The organism is Salmonella sp. 2020_1459, from assembly GCF_043847915.1.
GTDB lineage: Bacteria > Pseudomonadota > Gammaproteobacteria > Enterobacterales > Enterobacteriaceae > Salmonella > Salmonella enterica.
In genome coordinates this window covers 365,731-391,935 of sequence record NZ_JBCMFA010000004.1, presented here as the reverse complement: position 1 = coordinate 391,935, position 26,205 = coordinate 365,731, and the positions used below count along the sequence as shown (strand labels likewise).

Sequence of the window (26,205 nt, the reverse complement as noted above, 5' to 3'; positions counted from 1 at the left end):
GGAAGCGAAAGACCAGCGGATAAGGTGAAAGGGGAGCGGTTGCCCGCTCCCCTTCGGTGCGGCTTGAATCTGAATTACTTAAGGTATTTCAGAACAGCATCAAGCAGTTGCAGTGCTGCAACAATGAGTTTCAGGATAAGAATGGTGATATCCACTACGCTCATACGCGTCTCCTGTGGTTAAGGAGCACTGCCAGCCGACGTACCTTTCCGCTGCCTGTTGCCAGCTGTTGCGCACGCGATCCCTTTTGCGAGGAATAGTGTGCGTGTTGACATAACACAGTGTGCTCACGAGGGGGTTAAGGCGCTGACGGCACCACCCGTTTCAGCCAGGACTTCGTTGCGCCGGTTTACGATGCGGCCCCCGCATAACACATTGTGTCAAAGACATTATAGTTAAGTACTGTATAAATTAACAGTAATTTATAGACGGAACGGAGCTTCTGATCCATACTCAAATTCATCAAAATTCGCGCCGAAATTGCGCGTTCTGCACAGAACGCGTATACTTCTGCTGTTGACATAACACAGTGTGCTTCGCGGCTACCACCCGCATTACGCTGTAAGAACCTCGCTTCGGCGAGGTTTTTTGTTTTCCGGCATTGTGAAACGCGTAATCATCAATCCCGGCGATTACCGGAGGGCGCTACGCTTATTACGCCTATACTCAAAACGTGTAAATTCGTAGAAAAATGTGATCGCTGACGCATTTTTGTGCAGATGAAAATTTTTCCGTTGTCATGCTGAAAGCGCTGTGCTTGTATAAAACGTGTTAATAACAAACAGACAAGGCCCCTAATGAACCCTTCCATGCTGAACGCGACCCTACTAACAACTGCGCCATCTCGCGCAGTGGTCGTCGTGCGTGTGGTGGTGGTCGTCGGCAATGCGCCGTAGGGTCCGGAACACACACGATTCCAAAACCCCGCCGGCGCAAACCGGGCGGGGTTTTTTGTTTAAGACACCTTCCCGGAACGTCGGCTCAGAATAAAAGGAATGGAGCATGGCAAGTTCGGGCACAACATCTACACCTCAGCGCTTTACGGGCGCGGAATTTATTGTTCATTTTCTGGAGCGCCAGGGGATTCGTATCGTCACCGGCATTCCCGGCGGTTCGATCCTCCCCGTTTACGACGCGTTAAGCCAAAGCACGCAAATCCGTCATATTCTGGCGCGCCATGAACAAGGCGCGGGGTTTATTGCGCAGGGGATGGCGCGGACGGAGGGTAAACCTGCTGTTTGTATGGCCTGTAGCGGGCCGGGCGCGACCAATCTGGTCACGGCCATTGCCGATGCGCGCCTGGATTCCATTCCGTTAATCTGCATTACCGGGCAAGTTCCGGCGTCCATGATCGGTACTGACGCGTTTCAGGAAGTGGATACCTACGGTATCTCTATCCCCATCACCAAGCACAACTATCTGGTCAGAAATATCAATGAGCTGCCTCAGGTGATGAGCGATGCTTTTCGTCTGGCGCAGTCGGGGCGTCCTGGCCCGGTGTGGATAGACGTTCCTAAAGATGTGCAGACGGCGACCATTGAGCTGGATGCGTTGCCGTCGCCGGCGGAAAAATCACCCCCGCGGAGTTTAGCGCGGAGAGTATCCGCGAGGCCGCCGCAATGATTAACGCGGCGAAGCGTCCGGTGCTGTATCTGGGCGGCGGCGTGATCAATGCGCCGACACGCGTGCGCGAACTGGCGGAAAAAGCGCAACTGCCGACGACAATGACCTTAATGGCGCTGGGAATGCTGCCTAAGGCGCATCCGCTGTCGTTAGGAATGCTGGGAATGCACGGCGCGCGCAGTACCAATTTTATTCTGCAAGAGGCCGATTTACTGATTGTTCTGGGCGCGCGTTTTGATGACCGGGCGATTGGCAAAACGGAGCAGTTTTGTCCGAACGCCAAAATCATCCATGTGGATATCGATCGCGCCGAGTTAGGCAAAATCAAGCAGCCGCATGTGGCTATTCAGGCGGATGTCGATGATGTACTGGCACAGTTAATTCCCCATATCGAGGCACAGCCGCGGGAAGCATGGCATCAGTTGGTGGCGGACTTGCAGCAAGAATTCCCTTGCAGTATTCCCCAGGAAAATAACCCGCTTAGTCACTATGGGCTGATTAATGCGGTCGCCGCCTGTGTGGACGACAACGCGATTATTACCACTGACGTAGGTCAGCATCAGATGTGGACCGCGCAGGCTTATCCGCTCAACCGTCCGCGTCAGTGGCTGACTTCCGGCGGGCTGGGCACCATGGGGTTTGGTCTGCCCGCGGCGATTGGCGCGGCGCTGGCGAATCCGGGCAACAAGGTGCTGTGTTTTTCCGGCGACGGTAGTTTGATGATGAATATTCAGGAGATGGCTACCGCCAGCGAAAACCAGTTGGATGTGAAAATTATCCTGATGAATAACGACGCGCTGGGACTGGTACATCAGCAACAGAGTCTGTTCTATAAACAGGGCGTTTTTGCGGCAACCTATCCGGGGAGCATCAACTTTATGCAGATTGCCGCCGGGTTTGGTCTGGATACCTGTGATTTGAATAACGAAGCCGATCCGCAGGCGGCGTTGCAGGCTATCATTCGTCGTCCTGGACCGGCGTTGATCCATGTGCGCATTGATGCAGAAGAAAAAGTATATCCGATGGTGCCGCCGGGCGCGGCAAATACAGAGATGGTGGGGGAATAAGCCATGCAGAAACAATCACATGATAACGTTATTCTGGAGCTGACCGTTCGCAACCATCCTGGCGTGATGACTCATGTCTGCGGGCTGTTCGCCCGACGCGCTTTCAACGTTGAGGGTATTCTCTGTTTACCGATTCAGGGTAGCGATCAGAGCCGCATCTGGCTTCTGGTCAATGACGATCAGCGGCTTGAACAGATGATCAGTCAGATCGATAAACTGGAAGACGTGGCGAAGGTGGTACGAAACCAGTCCGATCCCACCATGTTCAATAAAATTGCCGTCTTTTTTGAGTAAGTTATTCACTTTCCGAATCAGGCGTGATGACTTTGACGGAACCATTCCGACAGTGAACGGCATAATCTGTCGGTAATGGGCGATCGCTAATCAGGACATCAAAGGCAGAAAGCGGACCAATGCTGGCAGGCGCGACCTCATCAAACAGGGCGTGACGCGCCAGCAAAATTTTGCGCAGACCGCGCTCCATCGCTTTACGTTTGGCGGCAAGATCATCCGGGTTAAACCAGCTCACGCCAAAATGTTCATGTACGCCGCTGGCGGAAATAAACACTTTGCGCGGATTGAGCGAATCCAGCGCCGAAGGATTATTGGCATCATAAAAGGCATCGCTCTTGGCCCGATAGGTGCCGCCGCACAGAATCGCCGTGGCATTAGGCTTTTCATTCAGCGCGATAAATACCCGATGCGAGTAGCAAATCCCGGTAAAGGTAATATCATCCGGTATCATGCTGATAACTAATGGCATTTCCGGACCGTTATCAAAAAAAACCAGATCGTTTTCACGCACCAGTCCGGCGGCCAGGATCGCAACGGGAAGGTCGTCCCGATGATGCGTCTTTTTCGCCGGCAGCGGCATATTGGTTGAAGACGTAGGCTTATTTACCATGACGATATAGCCGCCGAGCAGCGTCAGCGGTAAAGGGTCATCATCCTGGCTGAGATCGCGGCGAATGGTCATCACCGAAACTTCCAGCATCCGCGCGGCGTCTTTCAGATGGATTCGATCGGTCTTTTTCAGTAACTCCATCAAGCGTCGGATACGTTCTTTTTGCTTGGTCTCCATTCACACTCTCCGCAAATCATGTTGTTATGTTCCATCAGTAACATTTATGTGTTTCTGAGAACATTACAGTGTGGCACTACTATACGTCTGGCCGTCAGGAAATAAAAGTGGGTTTATTCGCGTTTTTTAACAATAAATAGTTAATTTTCAGTAAATTGTAACAATAAAAATGATTTGGTGCGCGTATGTTCCGCCAGGGATTGTTCACGAAGTAAATGGCAAAATGATCCTCTAATCGCGATCATAGTCACAAATGATACGGAAGTAACATGATAATGTTATTTTAATATCATTGTCGTGTGACGATTTCTGAGAGGGAGTAAAATGGATATCGCGGTTATTGGCTCTAACATGGTGGACCTTATCACCTACACCAACCAGATGCCCAAAGAAGGGGAAACTCTGGAAGCGCCGGCGTTTAAAATCGGCTGCGGCGGAAAAGGGGCGAACCAGGCCGTGGCGGCCGCTAAGCTCAATTCAAAAGTATTGATGTTGACCAAAGTGGGCGACGATATTTTTGCCGACAACACCATTCGTAATCTCGAATCCTGGGGGATCAATACGACGTATGTAGAAAAAGTACCGTGTACCAGCAGTGGGGTAGCGCCGATTTTCGTCAACGCCAACTCCAGCAACAGCATTCTGATCATCAAAGGTGCTAACAAGTTTCTCTCGCCGGAAGATATCGATCGCGCGGCGGAAGATTTAAAAAAATGCCAGCTTATTGTTCTGCAACTGGAAGTTCAGCTTGAAACGGTTTATCACGCAATAGAATTTGGCAAGAAACACGGGATTGAAGTGTTATTAAACCCTGCGCCAGCATTACGGGAATTAGATATGTCTTATGCCTGTAAATGCGATTTCTTTGTACCCAATGAAACCGAGCTGGAAATATTAACCGGTATGCCAGTGGATACCTATGACCATATTCGCGCAGCGGCACGTTCGCTGGTAGATAAAGATAAAGGGCTGAACAATATTATTGTCACCATGGGCGAGAAAGGCGCGCTGTGGATGACGCGTGACCAGGAAGTCCATGTTCCGGCGTTTAGAGTGAACGCTGTTGATACCAGCGGCGCGGGCGATGCCTTTATCGGCTGTTTCGCGCATTACTACGTCCAGAGCGGGGATGTGGAAGCCGCCATGAAAAAAGCCGTTCTCTTTGCCGCTTTCAGCGTCACCGGGAAAGGCACCCAATCCTCTTATCCAAGCATTGAGCAATTTAATGAGTATCTTTCGTTGAACGAATAACAATCACCCTGCACTGTTAAAGGTAGCACTATGAACGATAAAAACATCGTTCAGATGCCCGACGGGTATCTGAATAAGACACCTCTGTTCCAGTTTATTTTGTTATCCTGTTTATTCCCCTTATGGGGATGCGCAGCCGCGTTAAATGATATTCTGATTACGCAATTTAAAAGTGTATTTTCGCTGAGCAACTTTGCTTCGGCATTAGTACAAAGCGCCTTTTATGGCGGTTATTTTTTAATTGCTATTCCGGCCTCGCTGGTCATTAAAAAAACCAGTTATAAAGTGGCGATACTTATCGGTCTGACGCTATACATTGTCGGCTGCACGCTCTTTTTCCCGGCGTCGCACATGGCGACCTACACCATGTTCCTCGCGGCGATTTTCGCCATTGCGATTGGCCTGAGTTTCCTGGAAACGGCGGCGAATACCTACAGTTCGATGATCGGGCCGAAAGCCTACGCCACGCTGCGGCTGAATATCAGCCAGACCTTTTATCCGATCGGCGCGGCGGCAGGAATTTTATTGGGTAAATATCTGGTCTTTTCCGAAGGGGAAAGCCTGGAAAAACAGATGGCGGGCATGAATGCCGAGCAGGTCCACAACTTCAAGGTGCTGATGCTGGAAAACACTCTGGAACCCTATAAGTACATGATTATGGTTCTGGTAGTGGTGATGGTACTGTTCCTGCTGACGCGTTTCCCGACCTGTAAAGTCGCGCAAACCGCGAGTCATAAACGCCCCTCGGCGCTGGATACGTTACGCTATCTCGCCAGCAACGCCCGTTTCCGTCGCGGTATTGTGGCGCAGTTCCTGTATGTGGGAATGCAGGTGGCGGTCTGGTCGTTCACTATCCGTCTGGCGCTGGAGTTAGGCGATATCAATGAGCGCGATGCCTCAACCTTTATGGTCTACAGCTTCGCCTGCTTTTTTATCGGCAAGTTTATCGCCAACATTCTGATGACACGCTTTAACCCGGAAAAAGTCCTGATCCTTTACTCCGTTATCGGCGCGCTGTTCCTGGCCTATGTAGCGCTGGCGCCCAGCTTTAGCGCGGTATACGTGGCGGTGCTGGTCAGTGTTCTGTTTGGCCCCTGCTGGGCGACCATTTATGCCGGAACGCTCGATACCGTCGATAACGAGCATACCGAAATGGCGGGGGCGGTCATCGTGATGGCGATTGTCGGCGCGGCGGTGGTTCCCGCGATTCAGGGCTACGTGGCGGACATGTTCCACTCGCTACAGCTCTCATTCCTGGTTTCCATGCTGTGCTTTGTTTACGTTGGCGTTTACTTCTGGCGCGAAAGCAAAGTACGCGGCAACCTGGCTGAAGTCGCCGCGTCCTGAGGAGATCAACTATGACAACACGTATTACATTATGGCGGGAGCTTTTTAGCGAGCAGCCGCGTATCTTGCTGGAAAATGACGATTTTACGGTTACGGCGTTTCGTTACGCCAGCGGCGTGGAAGGATTGAAAATACAAAACAGCCGCGGTCATCTGGTGATTCTGCCCTGGATGGGGCAGATGATTTGGGACGCGCAGTTTGACGGTCATGACCTGACTATGCGCAACATGTTCCGCCAGCCGAAGCCGGCTGCGGAAGTGGTGGCAACGTATGGTTGCTTTGCTTTCCATTCCGGACTATTGGCGAATGGCTGCCCGTCACCAGAAGATACACATCCGCTGCACGGCGAGATGCCCTGCGCTGCCATGGACGACGCCTGGCTGGAGTTAGAGGGCGACAGTCTGCGCGTGACCGGGCGCTACGAGTATGTGATGGGGTTCGGTCATCATTATCAGGCGCAACCTGCGGTGGTAATGCGTAAAACAAGCGCGCTGTTTGATATTCAGATGACAGTGACTAACCTGGCTTCAGTCGCCATGCCGCTACAGTACATGTGCCACATGAACTATGCCTATGTGCCGAACGCCACGTTCCGCCAGAATATCCCGGATACCGCGCTGAAGCTACGCGAGTCGGTGCCGGCGCATGTCAAACCCACGGCGCAGTGGCTGGCGTTTAATCAACGACTTTTGCAGGGTGAAGCCTCGCTGGCAACGCTCAACGAGCCTGGCTTTTACGACCCGGAAATCGTGTTCTTCGCCGATGAACTGGACAGGTACACGGATACCCCGGAATTCAGTATGATCGCCCCGGATGGCACCACGTTCGTGACACGTTTCGCCAGCGCGGAGCTAAATTACATGACCCGCTGGATTCTTTATAACGGCGATCAGCAGGTTGCCGCCTTTGCCCTGCCCGCGACCTGTCGGCCTGAAGGTTTTCTCGCGGCGCAGCGAAATGGAACCTTGCTTCAACTGGAACCGCAGCAAACCCGGACGTTCACCGTCACGACAGGCATTGTCTGACCGCTCAAGGCTTGAACAGCCGCGCGCTTATCGTTAAGGTAAGCGCGTTTTTTTTATCCATCAGGACAGAACCCATGATCACCGTTGCCCTTATCGACGACCACCTTATCGTCCGCTCCGGCTTTGCACAGCTACTGGGGCTGGAACCTGATTTGCAGGTGGTCGCCGAGTTTGGTTCCGGGCGCGAAGCGTTGGCAGGCTTACCGGGGCGCGGCGTACAGGTGTGTATCTGCGATATCTCGATGCCGGATATTTCCGGACTGGAGCTGCTAAGCCAACTGCCAAAAGGGATGGCGACGATCATGCTCTCGGTTCACGATAGCCCGGCGCTGGTGGAACAGGCGTTGAACGCCGGCGCGCGCGGTTTCCTCTCTAAACGCTGTAGTCCGGATGAACTGATCGCCGCGGTGCATACGGTGGCGACGGGCGGCTGCTATTTGACCCCCGATATTGCCGTGAAACTGGCGGCGGGTCGGCAAGATCCGCTGACCAAACGCGAGCGTCAGGTGGCGGAAAAACTCGCCCAGGGTATGGCGGTAAAAGAGATTGCCGCCGAGCTGGGGCTGTCGCCAAAAACGGTGCATGTCCATCGCGCGAATCTGCTGGAAAAATTAGGCGTCAGCAATAACGTTGAACTGGCGCATCGCATGTTTGATGGTTGGTAATGAACACCTTTTTTTCCCGTTTAATCACCGTTGTTGCCTGCTTTTTTATTTTCTCCGCCGCGTGGTTCTGCCTGTGGAGCATCAGCCTGCATCTGGTAGAGCGCCCGGAGCTGGCGGCGCTACTCTTTCCCTTCGGCCTGCGCCTGGGACTTATGCTGCAATGCCCGCGCGGATACTGGCCAGTATTGCTGGGCGCGGAGTGGCTGCTGGTGTACTGGTTGGCGCAGGAAGTTGCGCTGGCCCATCTGCCGCTTTTGATGATCGGTGGTGTGTTGACGCTACTGCCCGTGGCGCTGACTTCGCGTTACCGCCATCAGCGCGACTGGCGCACGTTATTGCTTCAGGGCGCGGCCCTCACCGCCGCGGCGCTACTGCAATCCCTGCCCTGGCTGGGGCAGGGGGAAGCGGCATGGAACGCGCTACTGCTGACCCTCACGGGTGGTCTGACGCTGGCCCCCATCTGCCTGGTTTTCTGGCACTATCTCACCAGCACTACCTGGCTGCCGCTGGGACCATCGCTGGTATCGCAGCCGGTAAACTGGCGCGGGCGGCATCTGATCTGGTATCTGCTGCTGTTTATCGTCAGTCTGTGGCTGCAACTGGGTTTACCTGCTGAACTTTCGCGCTTTACGCCGTTCTGCCTGGCGTTGCCGATTATCGCGCTCGCCTGGCATTATGGCTGGCAGGGCGCGCTCATTGCCACACTGATGAACGCTATCGCGCTGATCGCCAGCCAGACCTGGCACGATCATCCCGTCGATTTATTACTTTCGCTGTTGGCGCAAAGCCTGACCGGGCTACTGCTTGGCGCGGGCATTCAGCGTCTGCGCGAGCTGAACCAGTCGTTGCAAAAGGAGCTGGCGCGCAACCATCGGCTGGCGGAGCGTCTTCTGGAGACCGAAGAGAGCGTGCGGCGCGATGTTGCGCGTGAGCTGCACGATGACATCGGGCAGACCATCACCGCGATTCGTACCCAGGCGGGCATTGTGCAACGACTGGCGGCGGATAACGGCGGCGTGAAGCAGAGCGGGCAACTTATCGAGCAGCTTTCGCTGGGCGTGTATGACGCGGTGCGTCGCCTGCTGGGGCGCTTGCGCCCGCGCCAGTTAGACGACTTAACGCTGGCGCAGGCCATCCGTTCGCTGCTGCGCGAAATGGAGCTGGAAAGCCGCGGTATTGTCAGTCACCTCGACTGGCGAATTGACGAAACGGCGCTGAGTGAAAGTCAGCGCGTGACGCTGTTTCGCGTCTGTCAGGAAGGGCTGAATAACATCGTAAAACATGCCAATGCCAGCGCGGTGACGCTCCAGGGCTGGCAGCAGGATGAGCGGCTGATGCTGGTGATTGAGGATGACGGCAGCGGCCTGCCGCCGGGCTCTCACCAGCAGGGCTTCGGCCTGACCGGAATGCGCGAACGCGTGTCGGCGCTCGGCGGGACGCTAACCATCTCTTGTACCCACGGTACGCGGGTGAGCGTCTCGTTGCCCCAGCGTTACGTTTAAGGAAGGATAATGCTTTCGTTTTTAAAAGCCCCGGCCAACGCGCCGCTCATCACCGATAAGCACGAGGTTGACGCCCGCTATCGCTACTGGCGGCGGCATATCCTGATCACCATTTGGTTGGGTTACGCGCTGTTCTATTTCACCCGTAAAAGCTTTAACGCCGCCGCGCCGGAAATCCTTGCCAGCGGCATTCTGACCCGCAGCGATATCGGCCTGCTGGCGACGCTGTTTTACATCACCTACGGGGTGTCGAAATTTGTCTCCGGCATCGTTAGCGATCGCTCTAACGCTCGCTATTTTATGGGCATCGGGCTGATTGCGACTGGCGTAGTGAATATTCTGTTCGGCTTCTCGACCTCGCTGTGGGCCTTTGCTCTGCTATGGGCGCTGAACGCCTTTTTCCAGGGGTTTGGATCGCCGGTTTGCGCCCGTTTGCTGACTGCCTGGTACTCGCGTACCGAGCGCGGCGGCTGGTGGGCGTTATGGAATACCGCGCACAATGTCGGCGGGGCGCTGATCCCTCTCGTTATGGCCGCTGTCGCCCTGCATTATGGCTGGCGCGTCGGAATGATGGTGGCCGGGTTGCTTGCCATCGGGGTGGGCATGGTCCTCTGCTGGCGGCTGCGCGACCGTCCGCAGGCGATTGGTTTACCGCCGGTAGGCGACTGGCGGCACGATGCGCTGGAGGTCGCCCAACAGCAAGAGGGCGCGGGGCTAAGTCGCAAAGAAATCCTCGCTAAATATGTGCTGTTGAATCCCTATATCTGGCTGCTTTCGTTGTGTTATGTCTTAGTGTACGTGGTGCGCGCGGCGATCAACGACTGGGGCAACCTGTATATGTCCGAGACGCTGGGCGTAGATTTGGTCACGGCCAACACGGCAGTATCGATGTTTGAGCTGGGTGGATTTATCGGTGCGCTGGTGGCGGGCTGGGGCTCGGACAAACTCTTCAACGGCAACCGCGGACCGATGAATTTAATCTTCGCCGCCGGGATTTTGCTCTCTGTGGGTTCGCTGTGGCTGATGCCGTTCGCCAGCTACGTGATGCAGGCGGCCTGTTTCTTCACCACCGGTTTCTTTGTCTTCGGCCCGCAGATGCTCATTGGCATGGCGGCGGCGGAGTGCTCGCATAAAGAGGCGGCGGGCGCGGCCACCGGCTTTGTCGGCCTGTTCGCCTATCTCGGCGCGTCGCTTTCCGGCTGGCCGTTAGCGAAAGTGCTGGAGATCTGGCACTGGACCGGTTTTTTTGCGGTCATCGCCATCGCGGCGGGGATCTCCGCGCTATTGCTGTTGCCATTTCTGAACGCTCAGGCCCCACGCGAGACCCACGAAGCGTGATACACCTCACCTTTTTGCGCTGAATGGGGCAAAACTAAGAAATTTTCCCGGTTTTGCCTGGACGCTGTCGCAGGCCACTTTTCCTGTGGATTTTTACAATGCCTGCCATTCGCAGGTATAAAAATTAGCTCAGGAGTAATCCATGCTGGCCTTCTTAAACCAGGTGCGCAAGCCGACCCTGGATCTGCCGCTCGATGTGCGGCGTAAAATGTGGTTCAAGCCGTTCATGCAGTCCTATCTGGTGGTTTTTATCGGCTACCTGACCATGTACCTGATCCGCAAAAACTTTAACATCGCGCAGAACGACATGATCTCTACCTACGGGTTGAGCATGACCGAGCTGGGGATGATTGGCCTGGGCTTCTCGATCACCTATGGCGTGGGGAAAACGCTGGTTTCCTACTACGCTGACGGTAAAAATACCAAGCAGTTTCTACCGTTTATGTTGATCCTCTCCGCTATCTGTATGCTCGGCTTCAGCGCCAGCATGGGCGCGGGGTCAACCAGTCTGTTTCTGATGATCGCTTTCTATGCCCTGAGCGGTTTCTTCCAGAGTACCGGCGGATCGTGCAGCTACTCGACCATCACCAAATGGACTCCGCGTCGTAAACGCGGCACCTTTCTCGGCTTCTGGAATATCTCCCACAACCTCGGCGGCGCGGGCGCGGCAGGTGTGGCGCTGTTCGGCGCCAACTACCTGTTCGACGGTCACGTCATCGGCATGTTTATCTTCCCGTCGATTATCGCGCTGATTGTTGGCTTTATCGGTCTGCGTTTCGGCAGCGACTCCCCGGAATCTTACGGTCTGGGTAAAGCTGAAGAACTGTTCGGCGAAGAGATCAGCGAAGAGGATAAAGAGACTGAAGAAAACGAAATGACCAAGTGGCAGATCTTTGTTGAATATGTGTTGAAAAACAAAGTGATCTGGCTGCTGTGTTTCTCCAATATCTTCCTGTATGTGGTACGTATTGGTATCGACCAGTGGTCAACCGTCTACGCCTTCCAGGAGCTGAAACTTTCTAAAGAGGTGGCGATTCAGGGCTTTACCTTGTTTGAAGTGGGCGCGCTGGTCGGCACGTTGCTGTGGGGCTGGCTCTCTGACCTGGCGAACGGTCGTCGTGCGCTGGTAGCCTGTGTGGCGCTGGCGTTAATCATCGCCACCCTCGGCGTCTACCAGCACGCCAGCAACCAGTATGTCTATCTGGCCTCGCTGTTCGCGCTCGGTTTCCTGGTGTTTGGGCCGCAGCTATTAATTGGCGTGGCGGCTGTCGGTTTCGTACCGAAAAAAGCCATCGGCGCTGCGGACGGTATCAAGGGCACCTTCGCTTATCTTATCGGCGATAGCTTTGCCAAGCTGGGTCTGGGCATGATTGCCGACGGCACCCCCGTTTTTGGTCTGACCGGCTGGGCGGGCACGTTCGCCGCGCTGGACGCCGCCGCGATCGGCTGTATCTGCCTGATGGCGATGGTCGCCGTGATGGAAGAGCGCAAAATCCGCCGTGAGAAAAAAATTCAGCAAGTCAATATCGCTTAAATGTGTGCATTTGGTAACGTTTTGCCCGGCTTAACGCCGGGCTTTTTTATGCCTTGCGTTCGTCAGACAGGACATCCGGCGTCTGGCGTAAATGAAGACAAGCGTTAATAAATCACATCCTGACAGGCCAGAACGTCGACAGTTATAAATTTACCGTTATGATGGGCATCCTGTTTGGTGACGGATGTGCGCATGATTTGGTTGATTCTGGCCACGTTTGTGGTGGTGTTTATTGTGGGGTTTCGGGTGCTGACATCGGATACCCGCCGGGCGATTCGCCGCCTGAGCGAACGTCTGAATATTGATGTAGTGCCGATAGAATCGATGATTGATCAGATGGGTAAAACGGCGGGCGGTGAATTTTTACAGTATCTGCATCGCCCTGATGAGTCGCATTTGCAAAATGCCGCTCAGGTGTTACTGATCTGGCAAATGGTGATTGTCGATGGCGGCGATCAGAATTTGCAGCGGTGGCATCGGTTGCTGCAAAAAGCGCGTTTAGCCGCGCCGATCACCGATACACAGGTACGGCTGGCGCTGGGCTTTTTGCGCGAAATGGAACCCGATATGCAGGAGATCAACGCGTTTCAACTGCGCTATAACGCCTTTTTTCAGCCGGAAGAGGGTGTCCACTGGCTGCATTGATACTCTTCACTATCTCGTTAACAAAAGACGAGATGAATGAGGCTGGCAAGGGCGGCGAGCCACGATTAACGGCCGGGTGGCGCGATTCATCGTTAACTAAATAAAGCGTAGCCGCCATCGTATTTGCTAAGGGTGAACCACAGAAGTAACGCACCGAATAACCGCTAACGACGCCAAAACGTCAGAGACTTATAGCTCATCATTTCCGTGACATATATCACGGAAATGTGATCTTGTTTTGAACACTAAAACTGTGACTCCTTGCCATACCTCCTGTCTCAAAATTTCTTATCATAAACTCGAAGTTGTACATGATTGTCTATAGACAACTCTAAATGTTTAGGCGCGCACCATGAAAACATTGAGTAAAAGTTCACACATCCCACTGTATCAACAGGTTGTGGAGTGGATAAGGGAAAGTATTTATAGCGGAGAATTAGTTGAGGATGACCGGATACCTTCAGAGTTTCAAATCATGGATATGCTGGAGGTGAGTCGCGGTACCGTTAAAAAAGCGGTTGACCAACTTGTCCGGGAAGGTGTTCTTGTGCAAGTGCAGGGTAAAGGAACTTTCGTAAAGAAGGAAAATGTTGCTTACCCACTGGGTGAAGGTTTGCTCTCCTTTGCTGAAGCCTTAGCCAGCCAGAAGATAAACTTCACAACCAGTGTCATAACCTCCCGACTGGAACCCGCTAACCGCTTTGTAGCAGAGAAACTGAGTATCAAACCGGGACAAGATGTTTTATTTCTTAAACGCCTTCGTTGTATTGGCGATGAAAAAGTCATGTTGATTGAAAATCGTATCAACATTGATCTCTGCCCCGGTATTATTGATGTAGATTTTACCAGGGAGAATTTATTTTCAGCAATAGAAAGATTATCTGATAAGAAAATAAGTTTTTCTGAAAGCCGTTACGCAGCCAAATTAATTGGTAATGAGCGAGGCCATTATCTTGATATTGGTGAAGACGCACCTGTTTTGCATTTGGAACAGTTGGTATTTTTCTCTAGAGGATTGGCCATTGATTTTGGTAACGTCTGGTTAAAAGGTAATAAATATTATCTTGGCACTATTTTACAGCGCCTGGATGCCTGACTAGCAAAGAGGAATCTATGCAGGATATTCATTTTCGCCGTCATTATGTTCGACACCTCCCTAAAGAGGTGAGTCAGAATGACATAATCAAGGCTCTTGCCAGTCCGTTAATTAACGATGGTATGGTTGTATCTGATTTTGCCGATCACGTCATTACGCGAGAACAGAATTTTCCAACGGGTCTACCGGTTGAGCCTGTAGGCGTCGCTATTCCACATACTGATCACAAGTATGTTCGCCAAAACGCCATTAGTGTTGGAATACTGGCAGAACCCGTCAATTTCGAAGATATGGGCGGGGAACCAGATCCCGTACCTGTCAGGGTGGTGTTTATGCTTGCTTTAGGTGAAAGCAATAAGCAGCTCAACGTACTGGGTTGGATTATGGATGTGATCCAGGATGAGGATTTTATGCAGCAGTTACTGGTCATGAATGATGATGAAATTTATCAGTCAATTTACACACGCATATCTGAAAGAGGTGAAGTATGAGTAAAATGATACTATTTGTTTGCGCAACGGGTGTTGCTACTTCCACGGCTGTGGCAGAAAAAGTAATGGAATATTGTAAAGATAATGGGCTTGATGTTAATTATTCACAAACTAATGTAGCCTCATTGCCAAACAATACCGATGGTGCAGCTTTGGTTGTATCAACAACGAAAGTTCCTTATGAACTGGATATTCCGGTTGTTAGTGGCCTGCCAATCATTACCGGAGTAGGTGAAGATAAAGTTCTTGAAAAAATAGTTTCAATCCTTAAAGGCCAAGCCTGATTTCATAAATAAAAAACAGATAAATTATCCAGGCGCTAACGCGAGGTCTGGTCACATCTGAATAAGAGGTCGGATATGAATGATATAGCACATACTCTCTATACCGTTGTGCAATATGTCCTGGGGTTTGGCCCAACGGTTTTATTGCCGCTGGTCCTTTTTTTCCTGGCATTGTTCTTCAAAGTAAAACCCGCTAAAGCACTTCGCTCATCGTTAATTGTCGGAATAGGGTTTGTCGGAATTTATGCCATCTTTGACATACTTACCAGCAACGTAGGCCCGGCTGCACAGGCAATGGTTGAGCGAACTGGTATTAGCCTTCCTGTTGTCGATTTAGGCTGGCCACCATTGGCCGCAATTACCTGGGGCTCACCAATCGCACCCTTTGTCATTCCGCTGACGATGCTGATTAATGTCGCCATGCTGGCCCTGAATAAGACACGTACTGTTGATGTCGACATGTGGAACTACTGGCACTTTGCCCTGGCTGGAACGCTGGTTTACTACAGCACAGGGAGTTTTGTTTTGGGTTTGTCCGCAGCCGCTATTGCCGCGATCGTGGTTCTCAAACTGGCGGACTGGTCAGCGCCATTAGTGGCAAAGTACTTCGGTCTGGAAGGTATTTCACTTCCGACCCTGTCATCTGTCGTCTTCTTTCCGATTGGATTGCTGTTCGATAAAATTATCGACAAGATCCCAGGCGTTAACCGTATTCATATTGATCCGGAAAACGTTCAGAAAAAAATGGGAATCTTCGGCGAGCCTATGATGGTGGGTACTATTCTGGGGGTCTTGTTGGGCATCATTGCCGGATATGACTTTAAACATATCCTGTTGCTGGGGATCAGCATTGGCGGTGTCATGTTCATTCTTCCGCGTATGGTACGAATTTTGATGGAAGGTTTATTACCTCTGTCTGAAGCCATTAAGAAATATTTGAATGCCAAATATCCTGGCCGTGATGATCTCTTTATCGGACTGGATATCGCGGTAGCAGTAGGTAACCCAGCCATTATATCTACAGCACTGATTCTGACACCTATCTCTGTCTTTATTGCATTCCTTCTTCCTGGCAATAAAGTCCTGCCACTCGGAGACCTTGCGAACCTGGCAGTCATGGCTTCCATGATTGTACTGGCATGTCGTGGCAATATTTTCCGGGCTGTGATAACCGCAATTCCTGTTATTGTCGCCGACTTGTGGATTGCGACCAAAATTGCGCCATTTATTACCGGTATGGCTAAAGATGTCAATTTCAAAATGGCTGAGGGGTCAAGTGGTCAGGTATCAAGCTTCCTTGATGGCGGTAACCCCTTCCGTTTCTGGCTGCTTGAAATATTCAACGGAAATATTATTGCTATCGGGCTGATTCCTGTGCTTGCGCTGATTATTTATGGTGTTTTTCGCCTGACAAAAGGAACGGTCTATGCCTGATTACCACGCAGCGCTTGTCATTGACATTGGCACAACTAACTGCAAAGTCAGCTGTTATTCCTGTCATGACGTGTCAGTTCTGGAAGTCCGCAAGTTTCCGACGCCAACAATATCGTCGGACAAAGGCGAGGTAGATTTCGATATCGAAGCGCTGTGGCAGGCACTGCGACTGGTAATGGCTGAACTGGTGGCTTCAGTACCGTTTCCGGTAAAAAATATCAGTATTGCGAGTTTCGGTGAGTCTGGCGTCTTTGTGGATAAGGAGGGCGTCATTCTTACCCCGATGCTGGCCTGGTATGATCGACGTGGTGAATCTTATCTCTCGTCATTAAGCAAGGCAGAGGCTGAAGAACTGTATTCTATAACGGGATTGCCACCTCACAGTAATTACTCAGCATTTAAAATGAGATGGTTGCTTGATAACTATTCCTTGCATGAAAGAAAAGATATCTGCTGGTTACATGCACCAGAAGTGTTGTTGTGGAGAATGACAGGTGCGAAAAAGACGGAAATATCCCTGGCCAGTAGAACGTTGTGTCTGGACATTGCTCGCCGTACCTGGTCTCGTAATGCTGCCGGGATTCTCGGCATACCGTTCGGTGTACTGGCTCCGTTGATAAAGCCAGGTGAAGTGGCCGGATGGATGACGGCAACGCTTAGAGAGGAATTGGGCTTCTCTCATGAGGTAAAAGTCACCCTCGCTGGACACGATCATATGGTCGGTGCCCGCGCATTACAGATGCAACCGGGCGATGTGCTGAATTCTACCGGCACGACAGAGGGTATTTTACTGCTGAATACACAGCCAACGCTTGATGTGCAGGCTCGCAGGAATAAGCTGGCAAATGGTTGTTACTCCGATGGTGAATTTTTCACGCTTTTCGCTTCTCTGCCTGTCGGCGGTTATGCGCTTGAATGGGTGAAAAAAACCTTTCGTTTAACTGATAAGGAAATAAGCACAGGCCTGGAAAAAGTCATGGAGCAGTACCTCAAACCTTCCTGGTCTGTCGAGCATGTGCCGGTATTTATTCCTCATTTGCGGGGCTCGGGTTCGCCAAATAAAAATCGGCACACTCGTGGCCTGCTTTTTGGTCTGACGGATTCACTTCCTCCGGAGTCTCTGCTTGAGAGTGTCTTTATTGGCCTGGCGATGGAGTTTGCACACTGTCACGGGTGCTTTAATATCCCGGCGGGCAGGACAGTAAAAGTCATTGGCCCTGCGGTGAAAAACCCATACTGGCTCCAGTTGAAGGCTGACATCCTCCAGTGTCCAATTGAGGCCATTGCTTTTGATGAAACCGTCTCCCTTGGAGCATTGTTGATAGCCTGTCCGAATGTTGTCCCCCCGACTGTTCCTGTGGCTGAGCGATATTTTCCTGACGCGGTTCGTTCTGCAAAGTTGAAAATATATCAGCAGCAATGGCTGTCATTTTACCAATTTAAACTGCGGCAAGAAGGGGCGCTTATTGGTGAATAACTGTGATAACTCAATAGTTCGATAATTTACTTACACTGCTCACATAAATATCTGGAGTTAATATGCCTTTAGTCAATGGTAGGATCCTGCTCAATTGTATTCAGGAAAAACATGTCCTTGCGGGGGCATTTAATACAACGAACCTGGAGACAACAATTTCCATTCTTAATGCAATAGAACGTTCCGGATTGCCCAATTTTATTCAAATTGCTCCTACTAATGCACAGCTTTCAGGTTACGATTACATTTATGAAATAGTTAAGCGACATGCCGATAAAATGGATATTCCTGTCAGCCTGCATCTGGATCATGGGAAAACTCTGGAAGATGTTAAGCAGGCTGTCCGGGCCGGATTTACCTCAGTAATGATTGATGGCGCGGCGCTACCGCTCGAAGAAAATATTGCATTTACCCGAGAAGCTGTCGATTTCTGTAAATCATTTGGTGTTCCCGTCGAAGCGGAATTAGGCGCTATTCTGGGTAAGGAAGATGATCATGTCAGCGAGGCTGACTGCAAAACTGAACCTGAGAAGGTTCAGCGCTTTGTTGAGGAGACAGGGTGCGACATGCTGGCAGTGTCAATTGGTAATGTACATGGTCTTGAAGATATCCCACGCATTGATATCCCGCTATTACAACGCATCGCGTCTGTCAGTCCGGTACCTTTGGTTATTCATGGAGGTTCTGGTATTGACGCGGATATTCTTCGCAGCTTTGTTAATTACAAAGTAGCCAAAGTGAATATTGCGAGTGATTTGCGCAAAGCCTTTATTACTACTGTTGGTAAGGCTTGGGTAAATAATAACAACGAGGCTAATCTGGCGCGTGTCATGGCGAACGCAAAACAGGCAGTTGAGGATGATGTTTATTCTAAAATTAAGATGATGAATAAAAATCACTCAGCATTCCGCAAAGTCTCTTAAGGAAAATATATGATTAGACAAAAAGTACGCGTTATGAACAGTACGGGGCTTCATGCGCGGCCAGCCGCTACGCTTGCGAAAATTGTCAAAAAATACCAGTCTTCATTAACGCTAGTTAATAATGACAAAGAAATTCCCATTAAAGGAATGATGAGTATTTTGGGGGCTGGCGTAAAGGGAAACACAATGATTGATTTAATTTGTGATGGACAGGATGAACTGGCTTTTATGGATGAATTAAAATCTGCATTTGCTGATGGCTTTGGTGAGTCAGTATAGTGCAATTCCCGTCAAACAGCGCAGGAAGTTGTAGAGGCTTCCTGCACTCATGATCGTATGAATAGCCTTAACAGACCATCGGTAAAACCCTCATACCAGCACCTTTAGCCCGTGTTTTTGGACAACATTAAGTAGTTTCAGTGACATCCCGCTGGGACGCTTGGCGCCGCTTTCCCACTTTTGAACCGTTGATACGCTGGTATTCAGGTACCGAGCGAAAACCGGCTGGCTAACGTTGAGTTTTTCTCGTAACGCTTTTATTTCAAGTGGCTGCAGGTCTTTGATGCTGCTTAAGCAGGCCGTGTCAAAACTGCGCATTGTCTCCTGGGGAATGGCATCCACGCTAAATAATCCAGATGCCGCGCTATGAATCGGTTCAAAGGCAGGGCTTTTGAATTTAGTTTTTGCTGACATGGCGCACCTCTACCAGTTCTTTGTTATTAATGAGTGCCGTTATCTGATCTTCGGTCAGGCAAGCATAGTGTTTTGCTAACTCACGGAAACCCGCGAGTTCGCGATAGCTAATGTTGGCCATATCCTGTTTGGCATACAGGAAGGTGTAAAACCAATGTTCGCCTCCCTTTGCCAACACGATTGCGCGATCGCGATTTTGATTGAGACGTTTTTTATAAACCCCGCCGCCAAGATTATCTGCTTTTCCTTGCAGTACGGCGTTGATGGCCTCGCTTAACTCGTCATCTTTTATCGTGTGGGGCTTCGCTTCTCTGTTAAACCACCTGGTTTTGAAGGTTCGCATCAGGTTGACATCCTGTAATCTAAAGTATAGCACCAGGTGATACACTATGTCTTACCTTTTGGTTTTACACGCAGCGAGAGAAGATAATTCTCAACTCTCGACCAGCCTCGCAAAATGCAGCGCAACAATGTCAGTTGCTAAAACGTTAATCAGATCACATTTTGTAATGTTACACTGCGTGGATTTTCCGCACTAAAACGACGCAGGTAACCACAATGAATGAAAATATCGCAGAAAAATTCCGCGCTGATGGGGTTGCCAGGCCTAACTGGTCAGCCGTTTTTGCCGTGGCGTTTTGTGTCGCCTGCCTGATTACCGTTGAGTTTTTGCCCGTTAGTCTGTTGACGCCGATGGCGCAGGATCTGGGGATCTCCGAGGGCGTCGCCGGTCAGTCGGTCACCGTTACGGCGTTTGTCGCGATGTTTTCCAGCCTGTTCATTACCCAGATTATTCAGGCGACCGACAGGCGTTATATCGTTATTCTGTTCGCCGTTTTGCTGACGGCTTCTTGTCTGATGGTCTCCTTTGCCAACAGCTTTACGCTGCTATTGCTGGGCCGCGCCTGTCTTGGGTTGGCGCTGGGCGGATTCTGGGCGATGTCGGCGTCGCTGACCATGCGACTGGTTCCCGCGCGTACCGTGCCGAAAGCGCTGTCGGTGATTTTTGGCGCTGTCTCCATCGCGTTAGTGATCGCCGCGCCGCTGGGCAGCTTTTTGGGCGGTATTATTGGCTGGCGTAATGTCTTTAACGCCGCTGCGGTGATGGGCGTACTGTGCGTCATCTGGGTGGTGAAATCACTGCCGTCGCTGCCGGGCGAACCTTCTCACCAGAAACAGAATATGTTTAGCCTGTTGCAACGCCCTGGCGTGATGGCCGGGATGATCGCCATCTTTATGTCTTTTGCCGGGCAGTTCGCTTTCTTTACCTATATTCGCCCGGTCTATATGAATCTGGCGGGCTTTGACGTTGATGGTCTGACGCTGGTGTTGCTAAGTTTTGGTATTGCCAGCTTCGTTGGCACTTCTTTCTCATCCTATGTCCTGAAACGTTCGGTAAAACTGGCGCTGGCCGGTGCGCCGCTGCTACTGGCGCTGAGCGCGCTGACGCTCATTGTGTGGGGAAGCGACAAAACCGTGGCGGCGGCAATAGCGATTATCTGGGGGCTGGCGTTTGCGCTGGTGCCGGTGGGATGGTCAACGTGGATCACTCGTTCTCTTGCCGATCAGGCGGAAAAAGCCGGTTCCATCCAGGTCGCGGTGATTCAACTGGCAAATACCTGTGGCGCGGCGGTGGGCGGTTATGCGCTCGACAATTTCGGGCTGCTTTCGCCGCTGGCGCTTTCCGGCGGCCTGATGCTGTTGACGGCGTTAGTCGTGGCGGCGAAAGTCCGTATTACGCCAATGAGTTGATATTGCTGCCATTTGTAGGCCGGATACGACGTTAGTCGTCATCCGGCAATAATAAATGCTTAATCAAAACCGTTATGCTCTGCGGTGGCGGCAAACCATTCTCCGCTTTTTTTCACCGTGCGCGTTTGGGTGGCTAAATCCAGTTGTACAAAACCATAGCGATTTTTATAGCCGTTCAGCCATGACCAGTTATCGATAAAGGTCCACATGTGGTAGCCAAGACAGTGACAGCCCTCGCTAATGCCTTTATGCAGCCATTTAAGATGCTCAGAAATAAAGTCAATCCGGTAATCATCGTGAATCTGTCCCGCTTGCACAAAACGCTGCTCGTTCTCAACGCCCATCCCGTTTTCGGAGATAAAACAGCGCGGATTGCCGTAATTATCCCGCAGGTTGGTGATGATGTCGTAAATTCCTGGCGCGTAAATTTCCCAGCCGCGGTAAGGGTTCATCTTGCGCCCCGGCATGTCGTAATAGTCAAATAACCACTCCGGCATAAACGGCGCTTGCGGATTCACCGCCGTATCACGGCATTTCACGCGGCGCGGCTGATAATAGTTAATCCCCAGTAAATCGATTTTGCCGTCGGCAATAAGCTGACGGTCGCCTGGCTGACAGGCAGGCAACTGGTCATAGGTTTTCAGCAGCGCCACCAAGTCCGCCGGGTATTCTCCCTTTAATACCGGGTCAAGAAAACTGCGGTTGAATAACAGATCCGCATGGTGCGCGGCTTGCACATCGGCGGGATGCTGCGAGCGTGGGTAGGACGGCGTCAGATTCAGTACTATGCCGATTTCACCGTCGTAGCGCCCGGCGCGCCAGGCGCGCACGGCGGTCGAGTGCGCCAGCACGGTATGGTACGCCACGGTGGCCGCCCGTTTAAAATCCACCACATTGGGATAGTGGAAGTCGTACAAATAGCCGCCTTCCACCGGCACAATCGGCTCGTTAAAGGTAAACCAGTGCTTCACGCGGTCGCCAAACAAGGTAAAACACGTTTGCGCGTACCGACCAAACGCCTCTACGACGTCGCGATTTTCCCAGCCGCCTTTCTCCTGCATGACCATCGGCATATCAAAATGGAACAGCGTAATAAACGGCGTGATGCCCTGCGCCAGTAGCTCGTCGATGACGTGATTGTAGAAGCTCACCGCTTGTGGATTCACCTCGCCTACGCCGTCTGGAATGAGCCGCGCCCAGCTTAGCGAGGTGCGAAAACTGTTATGTTTTAACTGTTTCAGTAGCGCGATGTCTTGCTTCCAGTGGCGATAGAACGTTGAGGTTTCCGCTGGACCGACGCCCTGGTGAAAACGACCCGGCTGGCGCTCGAACCACACATCCCACGTGGTCTGGCTTTTACCGCCATTCAGACTATCCCCTTCGGTTTGCAACGCTGAGCAGGCGCTGCCCCACCAGAAGTTATCGGGAAAACGGTATCGCATTGTCGTACTCCTTGATCGCGTAAATTCGCTCCAGAATACGCGCTTTTAGCGAACAGAAACCGGTTACAGTCCGCATTTTCGCGACCAAAAAGCGGAAAAGCTGTGCTACATCTCCGGGCATTCCACCTTGCCGAGAGCCTGCCAGTAGTTATGCTGATTGTTGCGCTCTATCGCGATCATCGCCTCCCGAATATGCTGCTGGTTCCCCTCGCTCGCCATGATTTTTTTCTCCCAGGCTTCATCGGTTAGCGCGCCTTTGGGCGTACACATTTTGCGCAAATCCTTTAAAATCGTATTTTTTTCATGCGCCGACTGGAGTGAGCTAAACGGAGAGTCGGCATACGTGACGCCCGGTAGCGCGACAAGTGTGGCAATAAGCAGAAGCGTTTTTCGTTTCATAAACGGTATCCTTATCGGTTTGCACTTTTTCAAGAGTAAGTGTAGACCGTGCGACGTTCACTCATCGGGGCGTGCTATCCGTTGGCGTTGAAGTCAGGCAAAAGTGGGAAGGCGGTTTCTCGCTGCGCCTTCACTTTCTTGCGTGGCAGAATAGTGTATGTTCTGACTACTCTTTTATTTCGTAAGCGGTAGTGTAATGAGACGTATTGAGATCGTACTGGGAGAGCTGGAACGGCTGACGCGCGGGCTATGTCTTGCCGATTTGGCGCAGGAGACGGCGTTTACGGCGGAGGCGATAGGTTTCAATCTTGGGCTGGCGCGTAACTCCGTCAGCAAAGATCTCAATCAGTTATGGAATGACGGCCTGGCAATCAAAAGCCGTGGCCGCCCGGTCTATTTTCTGCATCGCCAGGCGCTGGAAACGTTGCTGGGACGACAGCTGGAAGAGTCTGAACGCGAGGTGCGGTCGGTGGCGGATGTGCTGCCGCATGAAGAGCATTACGCGCCCGACGATCCGTTTACCAGCCTGATTGGTTACGATCGCAGCCTGCGCGATGCGGTAGAAAAAGGCCGTGCGGCGGTGCTCTATCCGCACGGTTTACACGTTCTGCTTACCGGGCCGTCCGGCGTCGGTAAAACCTTTTTTGCGGAACTGATGCACCGTTTCGCCTGTGAACAGGCGAGCGGCGCTATCCCGCCGCTGGTCTACTTTAACTGCGCGGAATACGCCCATAACCCGGAACTGCTCTCCTCGCATCTGTTTGGTCATCGGCAGGGGGCGTTTACCGGCGCGAATGAACATAAAACAGGCCTCGTGGAGCAGGCGGACGGTGGTTATCTGCTGCTGGACGAGGTGCACCGTCTGTCTTATGAAGGGCAGGAAAAGCTGTTCTCTATTCTGGATAAAGGCGAGTACCGTCCGCTCGGCGTGAGCAGCCAGCCGCGATCAATTTCGGTACGCCTGATTTGCGCCACTACCGAGCCGGTCGGGTCGGCGCTGTTACGTACTTTCCAGCGGCGTATTCAGGTATGCATTGATTTGCCGGGTATTCGCCAGCGCTCCGTTGAAGAACAGATCGAACTGATCGTGGGGTTCTTACAACGGGAAAGCCGCAAAATAGAACGCACGGTCAGCATTGATAAACCGTTGTTGCTCTGGTTGCTGAATAAACCCCTTGAAGGCAATATCGGTCAGCTAAAAAGCGATATTCAGTTTCTCTGCGCTCAGGCGTGGGCATCGGGAATGACCGAGCATAACGACACGCTACAGCTGGATAAGCGGCTGGCGGAGATGTCGATTAACCCGACGCCGGAACAGCGTCTATTGGTGGATACTCTGTTTGAGGGTAAAGCGCGGCTAAATATAGACGCGCGCACGCTGCCCGCATTGAAGACGTCGCTGGCGACCGGGGCGGAAATTGAAGAGAGCGACCTCTTTTACAGCTTCCTGACGCGCGAATATGTTAATTTGCGCAACAGTAACGTCCCCCCGGCGGAGACGCTGGCGATCCTGAAAAATAAACTCAGCTCGATTTTTGAATACGGTCTCTACAGCCGCGACAGCGTGGCGCATCCGCCGCGCTATGGCGACCAGATTGAAGAGCGCGTGACGCTGCTGATTGGCTGCGTAGAGCAGGTGTTGGGCTTTTCGCTGCCGGAAAATCTGGTTAACCCACTGCGTAAACACTTCCTGGCGCTGATAGGCTACGTGCAGCGCGGCCTGATCCCGCAGCTTTACTCTTCCAGTTTGATCCTGGATCGCTGCAAAGACGAATATGACAACGCCACGCTGCTGTGTCGGAAAATCAACGAACTGCTGCATATTCAGTGTCCGGCGACGGAAGTGGTCTGGCTATGCCTGTTCCTGAAAGAGTGCCGCCATTATCGTCAGCGCATCGATGCCAGCCCCGACTGCGGGGTTATTTTAATCGCCCACGGCGCGACCACCGCCACCAGTCAGGCGCAATATGTCAACCGCGTGCTGGAGCGCGAGTTGTTCAGCGCCATCGACATGCCGTTTGAACAGTCGGTGCATGACACGCTGGAAACGCTGACCCAAATGATTCAAACCCGCCAATATCGGCGGCTTATCCTGTTGGTGGACATCGGCTCATTGATCCATTTCGGCAGTACGATCAGTAAGTTATTCCAGATAGATGTTTTGCTCATGCCGAACATCACGCTGACCAGTCTGCTGGAAGTCGGGCTGGATTTAAGCTATGAAACCAGCGACTTACCACAGTTGACGGCGCTCCTGCAGAGTAAAAATATCCCCTGCCAGCTTTGTACGCCGCAGCAGGAGAACGGCGGCAAAGTGCTGGTCATCTCCTGTATTACTGGCATGGGAACGGCGGAAAAAATCAAAAAGGTGCTGGAGGAGAGCTTTGGCGAACTGATGTCGCAGGACACCAGGATGGTGATCCTTGATTATAACGAGGTACGAAGTCTGGAGCGCGTTCAGCAGGCATTGAATGCCAGCGAGCGGCTGGCGGGGATTGTCGGCACTTTCCAGCCGGGGCTGCCGGATATTCCGTTTATTTCGCTGGAAGAGCTTTTCTCCGAACAAGGGCCGGAACTGGTGTTGAGCCTGTTAACGCCCGATCTGTCCAACGCTGAACGCCGTCTGGAGATGGAGCGCAGCGCCATGCGCTTTATCAGCGCGCTAACGATGGAGAGTATCATCAACCATATTTCCGTGCTTAACCCGCAGCGTATTCTGAAAGAGATGGAGGGCGTTTTTAACCATCTGACGTCTTCGCTTTCCCTGAAACCAAGCCGCCAGGTGACACTGCGCTTCCTGATCCACTGCTGCTGTATGGTAGAGCGTATTGTGATTAACCGAAAACCGTTACAGATGGCGTTGGAAAGTCAGCCGAATCTGGACGCGCGCGCGTTTAGTGTCATCAAATCCGCTTTTCTGCCGATCGAAGACGCCTACGCCATCCGTTTATCGGATGCGGAATATTTTTATATCTACGAACTGCTCTATAGTTAATCCTTTTACTGGCGGGGCTTCGCGCCTCGCCAGACCTTTCTTCTTCCTCGCGTGACACAAATTCTGGCACAACCTTTGCTCTTCTGATGATGCGTTATGCCGGATAGCGGCGTAAACGCCTTATCCGGCCTACCGGGAGTG

General features: G+C 51.9%; 25 protein-coding genes and 2 pseudogenes. 20 read left to right on the top strand and 7 right to left on the bottom strand.

Going from position 1 to position 26,205, the window contains the following annotated elements; genetic code table 11:
* Window positions 1-74 precede the first annotated feature (74 nt).
* Complete coding sequence (gene tisB, locus ACH0VJ_RS13685; RefSeq protein ID WP_000117642.1) at window positions 75-164, bottom strand: type I toxin-antitoxin system toxin TisB; 90 nt, start codon at window positions 162-164, stop codon at window positions 75-77.
* A pseudogene (locus ACH0VJ_RS13680) lies at window positions 161-275 on the bottom strand (hypothetical protein). Before ACH0VJ_RS13680 ends, tisB begins: the two are co-directional and overlap by 4 nt.
* A 522-nt stretch (window positions 276-797) precedes the next feature.
* Between ACH0VJ_RS13680 and ivbL the strand changes: the two are divergent.
* From ivbL to ilvN, 3 genes and pseudogenes are all read left to right on the top strand, one after another.
* Window positions 798-896: an ilvB operon leader peptide IvbL gene (gene ivbL / locus ACH0VJ_RS13675; protein WP_001541152.1), complete on the top strand. Its 99-nt coding sequence runs from the start codon at window positions 798-800 to the stop codon at window positions 894-896.
* A gap of 106 nt (window positions 897-1,002) precedes the next feature.
* A pseudogene (gene ilvB / locus ACH0VJ_RS13670) lies at window positions 1,003-2,690 on the top strand (acetolactate synthase large subunit).
* Between the two features lie 3 nt (window positions 2,691-2,693).
* Window positions 2,694-2,984: an acetolactate synthase small subunit gene (gene ilvN, locus ACH0VJ_RS13665; RefSeq protein WP_001171826.1), complete on the top strand. Its 291-nt coding sequence runs from the start codon at window positions 2,694-2,696 to the stop codon at window positions 2,982-2,984.
* A gap of 1 nt (window position 2,985) precedes the next feature.
* On the opposite strand, the gene ACH0VJ_RS13660 is transcribed toward ilvN, so the two are convergent.
* On the bottom strand, window positions 2,986-3,771 hold the full coding sequence (locus ACH0VJ_RS13660; protein ID WP_000448642.1) for a DeoR family transcriptional regulator: 786 nt from the start codon (window positions 3,769-3,771) through the stop codon (window positions 2,986-2,988).
* A 324-nt stretch (window positions 3,772-4,095) separates the two neighbouring features.
* Here ACH0VJ_RS13660 and rbsK point away from each other — a divergent pair, with 324 nt between their 5' ends.
* From rbsK to ACH0VJ_RS13585, 15 genes are all read left to right on the top strand, one after another.
* A complete protein-coding gene (rbsK, locus tag ACH0VJ_RS13655) occupies window positions 4,096-5,022 on the top strand; it encodes a ribokinase (protein WP_371359484.1) in 927 nt (308 codons plus the stop codon).
* 30 nt (window positions 5,023-5,052) lie between these two features.
* Entirely contained in the window at window positions 5,053-6,369 is a 1,317-nt protein-coding gene (gene fucP / locus ACH0VJ_RS13650; protein ID WP_000998359.1) for an L-fucose:H+ symporter permease, read from the top strand.
* A gap of 11 nt (window positions 6,370-6,380) precedes the next feature.
* Complete coding sequence (locus ACH0VJ_RS13645; RefSeq protein ID WP_000213213.1) at window positions 6,381-7,394, top strand: aldose 1-epimerase family protein; 1,014 nt, start codon at window positions 6,381-6,383, stop codon at window positions 7,392-7,394.
* Between the two features lie 74 nt (window positions 7,395-7,468).
* Window positions 7,469-8,059, top strand: a complete 591-nt coding sequence (uhpA, locus tag ACH0VJ_RS13640; RefSeq protein WP_000633673.1) for a transcriptional regulator UhpA — start codon at window positions 7,469-7,471, stop codon at window positions 8,057-8,059.
* Window positions 8,059-9,561 (top strand): signal transduction histidine-protein kinase/phosphatase UhpB, encoded by a 1,503-nt coding sequence (gene uhpB, locus ACH0VJ_RS13635; RefSeq protein WP_001091257.1) that lies wholly within the window; start codon window positions 8,059-8,061, stop codon window positions 9,559-9,561. Before uhpA ends, uhpB begins: the two co-directional genes overlap by 1 nt.
* Before the next feature lie 9 nt (window positions 9,562-9,570).
* Window positions 9,571-10,899 (top strand): MFS transporter, encoded by a 1,329-nt coding sequence (locus tag ACH0VJ_RS13630; protein WP_000948173.1) that lies wholly within the window; start codon window positions 9,571-9,573, stop codon window positions 10,897-10,899.
* A 142-nt stretch (window positions 10,900-11,041) separates the two neighbouring features.
* Window positions 11,042-12,433, top strand: a complete 1,392-nt coding sequence (gene uhpT, locus ACH0VJ_RS13625; RefSeq protein ID WP_000879181.1) for a hexose-6-phosphate:phosphate antiporter — start codon at window positions 11,042-11,044, stop codon at window positions 12,431-12,433.
* A gap of 192 nt (window positions 12,434-12,625) precedes the next feature.
* Complete coding sequence (locus tag ACH0VJ_RS13620; RefSeq protein WP_001519640.1) at window positions 12,626-13,078, top strand: DUF1198 domain-containing protein; 453 nt, start codon at window positions 12,626-12,628, stop codon at window positions 13,076-13,078.
* A gap of 352 nt (window positions 13,079-13,430) precedes the next feature.
* Entirely contained in the window at window positions 13,431-14,174 is a 744-nt protein-coding gene (locus tag ACH0VJ_RS13615; RefSeq protein ID WP_000854956.1) for a GntR family transcriptional regulator, read from the top strand.
* 17 nt (window positions 14,175-14,191) lie between these two features.
* A complete protein-coding gene (locus ACH0VJ_RS13610; protein WP_001152234.1) occupies window positions 14,192-14,665 on the top strand; it encodes a PTS sugar transporter subunit IIA in 474 nt (157 codons plus the stop codon).
* The gene (locus ACH0VJ_RS13605) at window positions 14,662-14,949 is read left to right on the top strand and encodes a PTS sugar transporter subunit IIB (protein WP_000041396.1); all 288 of its coding nucleotides are present in this window, start codon (window positions 14,662-14,664) and stop codon (window positions 14,947-14,949) included. The genes ACH0VJ_RS13610 and ACH0VJ_RS13605 overlap by 4 nt, the downstream gene beginning before the upstream one ends.
* A gap of 75 nt (window positions 14,950-15,024) precedes the next feature.
* On the top strand, window positions 15,025-16,383 hold the full coding sequence (locus ACH0VJ_RS13600) for a PTS galactitol transporter subunit IIC (RefSeq protein ID WP_000997824.1): 1,359 nt from the start codon (window positions 15,025-15,027) through the stop codon (window positions 16,381-16,383).
* On the top strand, window positions 16,376-17,860 hold the full coding sequence (locus ACH0VJ_RS13595) for an L-fuculokinase (RefSeq protein WP_001113558.1): 1,485 nt from the start codon (window positions 16,376-16,378) through the stop codon (window positions 17,858-17,860). The genes ACH0VJ_RS13600 and ACH0VJ_RS13595 overlap by 8 nt, the downstream gene beginning before the upstream one ends.
* A 62-nt stretch (window positions 17,861-17,922) precedes the next feature.
* Window positions 17,923-18,783, top strand: coding sequence for a class II aldolase (locus ACH0VJ_RS13590; RefSeq protein WP_001131801.1), 861 nt, complete (start codon window positions 17,923-17,925; stop codon window positions 18,781-18,783).
* Between the two features lie 9 nt (window positions 18,784-18,792).
* Window positions 18,793-19,062: an HPr family phosphocarrier protein gene (locus ACH0VJ_RS13585; protein WP_000621026.1), complete on the top strand. Its 270-nt coding sequence runs from the start codon at window positions 18,793-18,795 to the stop codon at window positions 19,060-19,062.
* A 90-nt stretch (window positions 19,063-19,152) separates the two neighbouring features.
* Here the strand turns inward: ACH0VJ_RS13585 and ACH0VJ_RS13580 are convergent, their stop codons facing one another.
* Together ACH0VJ_RS13580 and ACH0VJ_RS13575 are read right to left on the bottom strand one after the other, a co-directional pair.
* A complete protein-coding gene (locus ACH0VJ_RS13580) occupies window positions 19,153-19,476 on the bottom strand; it encodes a DNA-binding transcriptional regulator (RefSeq protein ID WP_001274847.1) in 324 nt (107 codons plus the stop codon).
* Window positions 19,460-19,819, bottom strand: a complete 360-nt coding sequence (locus tag ACH0VJ_RS13575) for a type II toxin-antitoxin system RelE/ParE family toxin (RefSeq protein WP_001258724.1) — start codon at window positions 19,817-19,819, stop codon at window positions 19,460-19,462. Before ACH0VJ_RS13575 ends, ACH0VJ_RS13580 begins: the two co-directional genes overlap by 17 nt.
* Window positions 19,820-20,034: 215 nt before the next feature.
* Here ACH0VJ_RS13575 and nepI point away from each other — a divergent pair, with 215 nt between their 5' ends.
* The gene (nepI, locus tag ACH0VJ_RS13570; RefSeq protein ID WP_001004798.1) at window positions 20,035-21,228 is read left to right on the top strand and encodes a purine ribonucleoside efflux pump NepI; all 1,194 of its coding nucleotides are present in this window, start codon (window positions 20,035-20,037) and stop codon (window positions 21,226-21,228) included.
* Window positions 21,229-21,287: 59 nt separating this feature from the next.
* Here nepI and ACH0VJ_RS13565 read toward each other — a convergent pair whose 3' ends face one another.
* Both ACH0VJ_RS13565 and ACH0VJ_RS13560 read right to left on the bottom strand, forming a co-directional pair.
* A complete protein-coding gene (locus ACH0VJ_RS13565) occupies window positions 21,288-22,670 on the bottom strand; it encodes a glycoside hydrolase family 1 protein (RefSeq protein ID WP_001270489.1) in 1,383 nt (460 codons plus the stop codon).
* 105 nt (window positions 22,671-22,775) lie between these two features.
* Entirely contained in the window at window positions 22,776-23,069 is a 294-nt protein-coding gene (locus tag ACH0VJ_RS13560; protein WP_000824217.1) for a YicS family protein, read from the bottom strand.
* Window positions 23,070-23,265: 196 nt separating this feature from the next.
* Here ACH0VJ_RS13560 and dagR point away from each other — a divergent pair, with 196 nt between their 5' ends.
* Window positions 23,266-26,064 carry a transcriptional regulator DagR gene (dagR, locus tag ACH0VJ_RS13555; RefSeq protein ID WP_001252665.1) on the top strand — a complete coding sequence of 933 codons (2,799 nt, stop codon included), beginning with the start codon at window positions 23,266-23,268 and terminating at the stop codon, window positions 26,062-26,064.
* The last annotated feature ends 141 nt before the right edge of the window (window positions 26,065-26,205 follow it).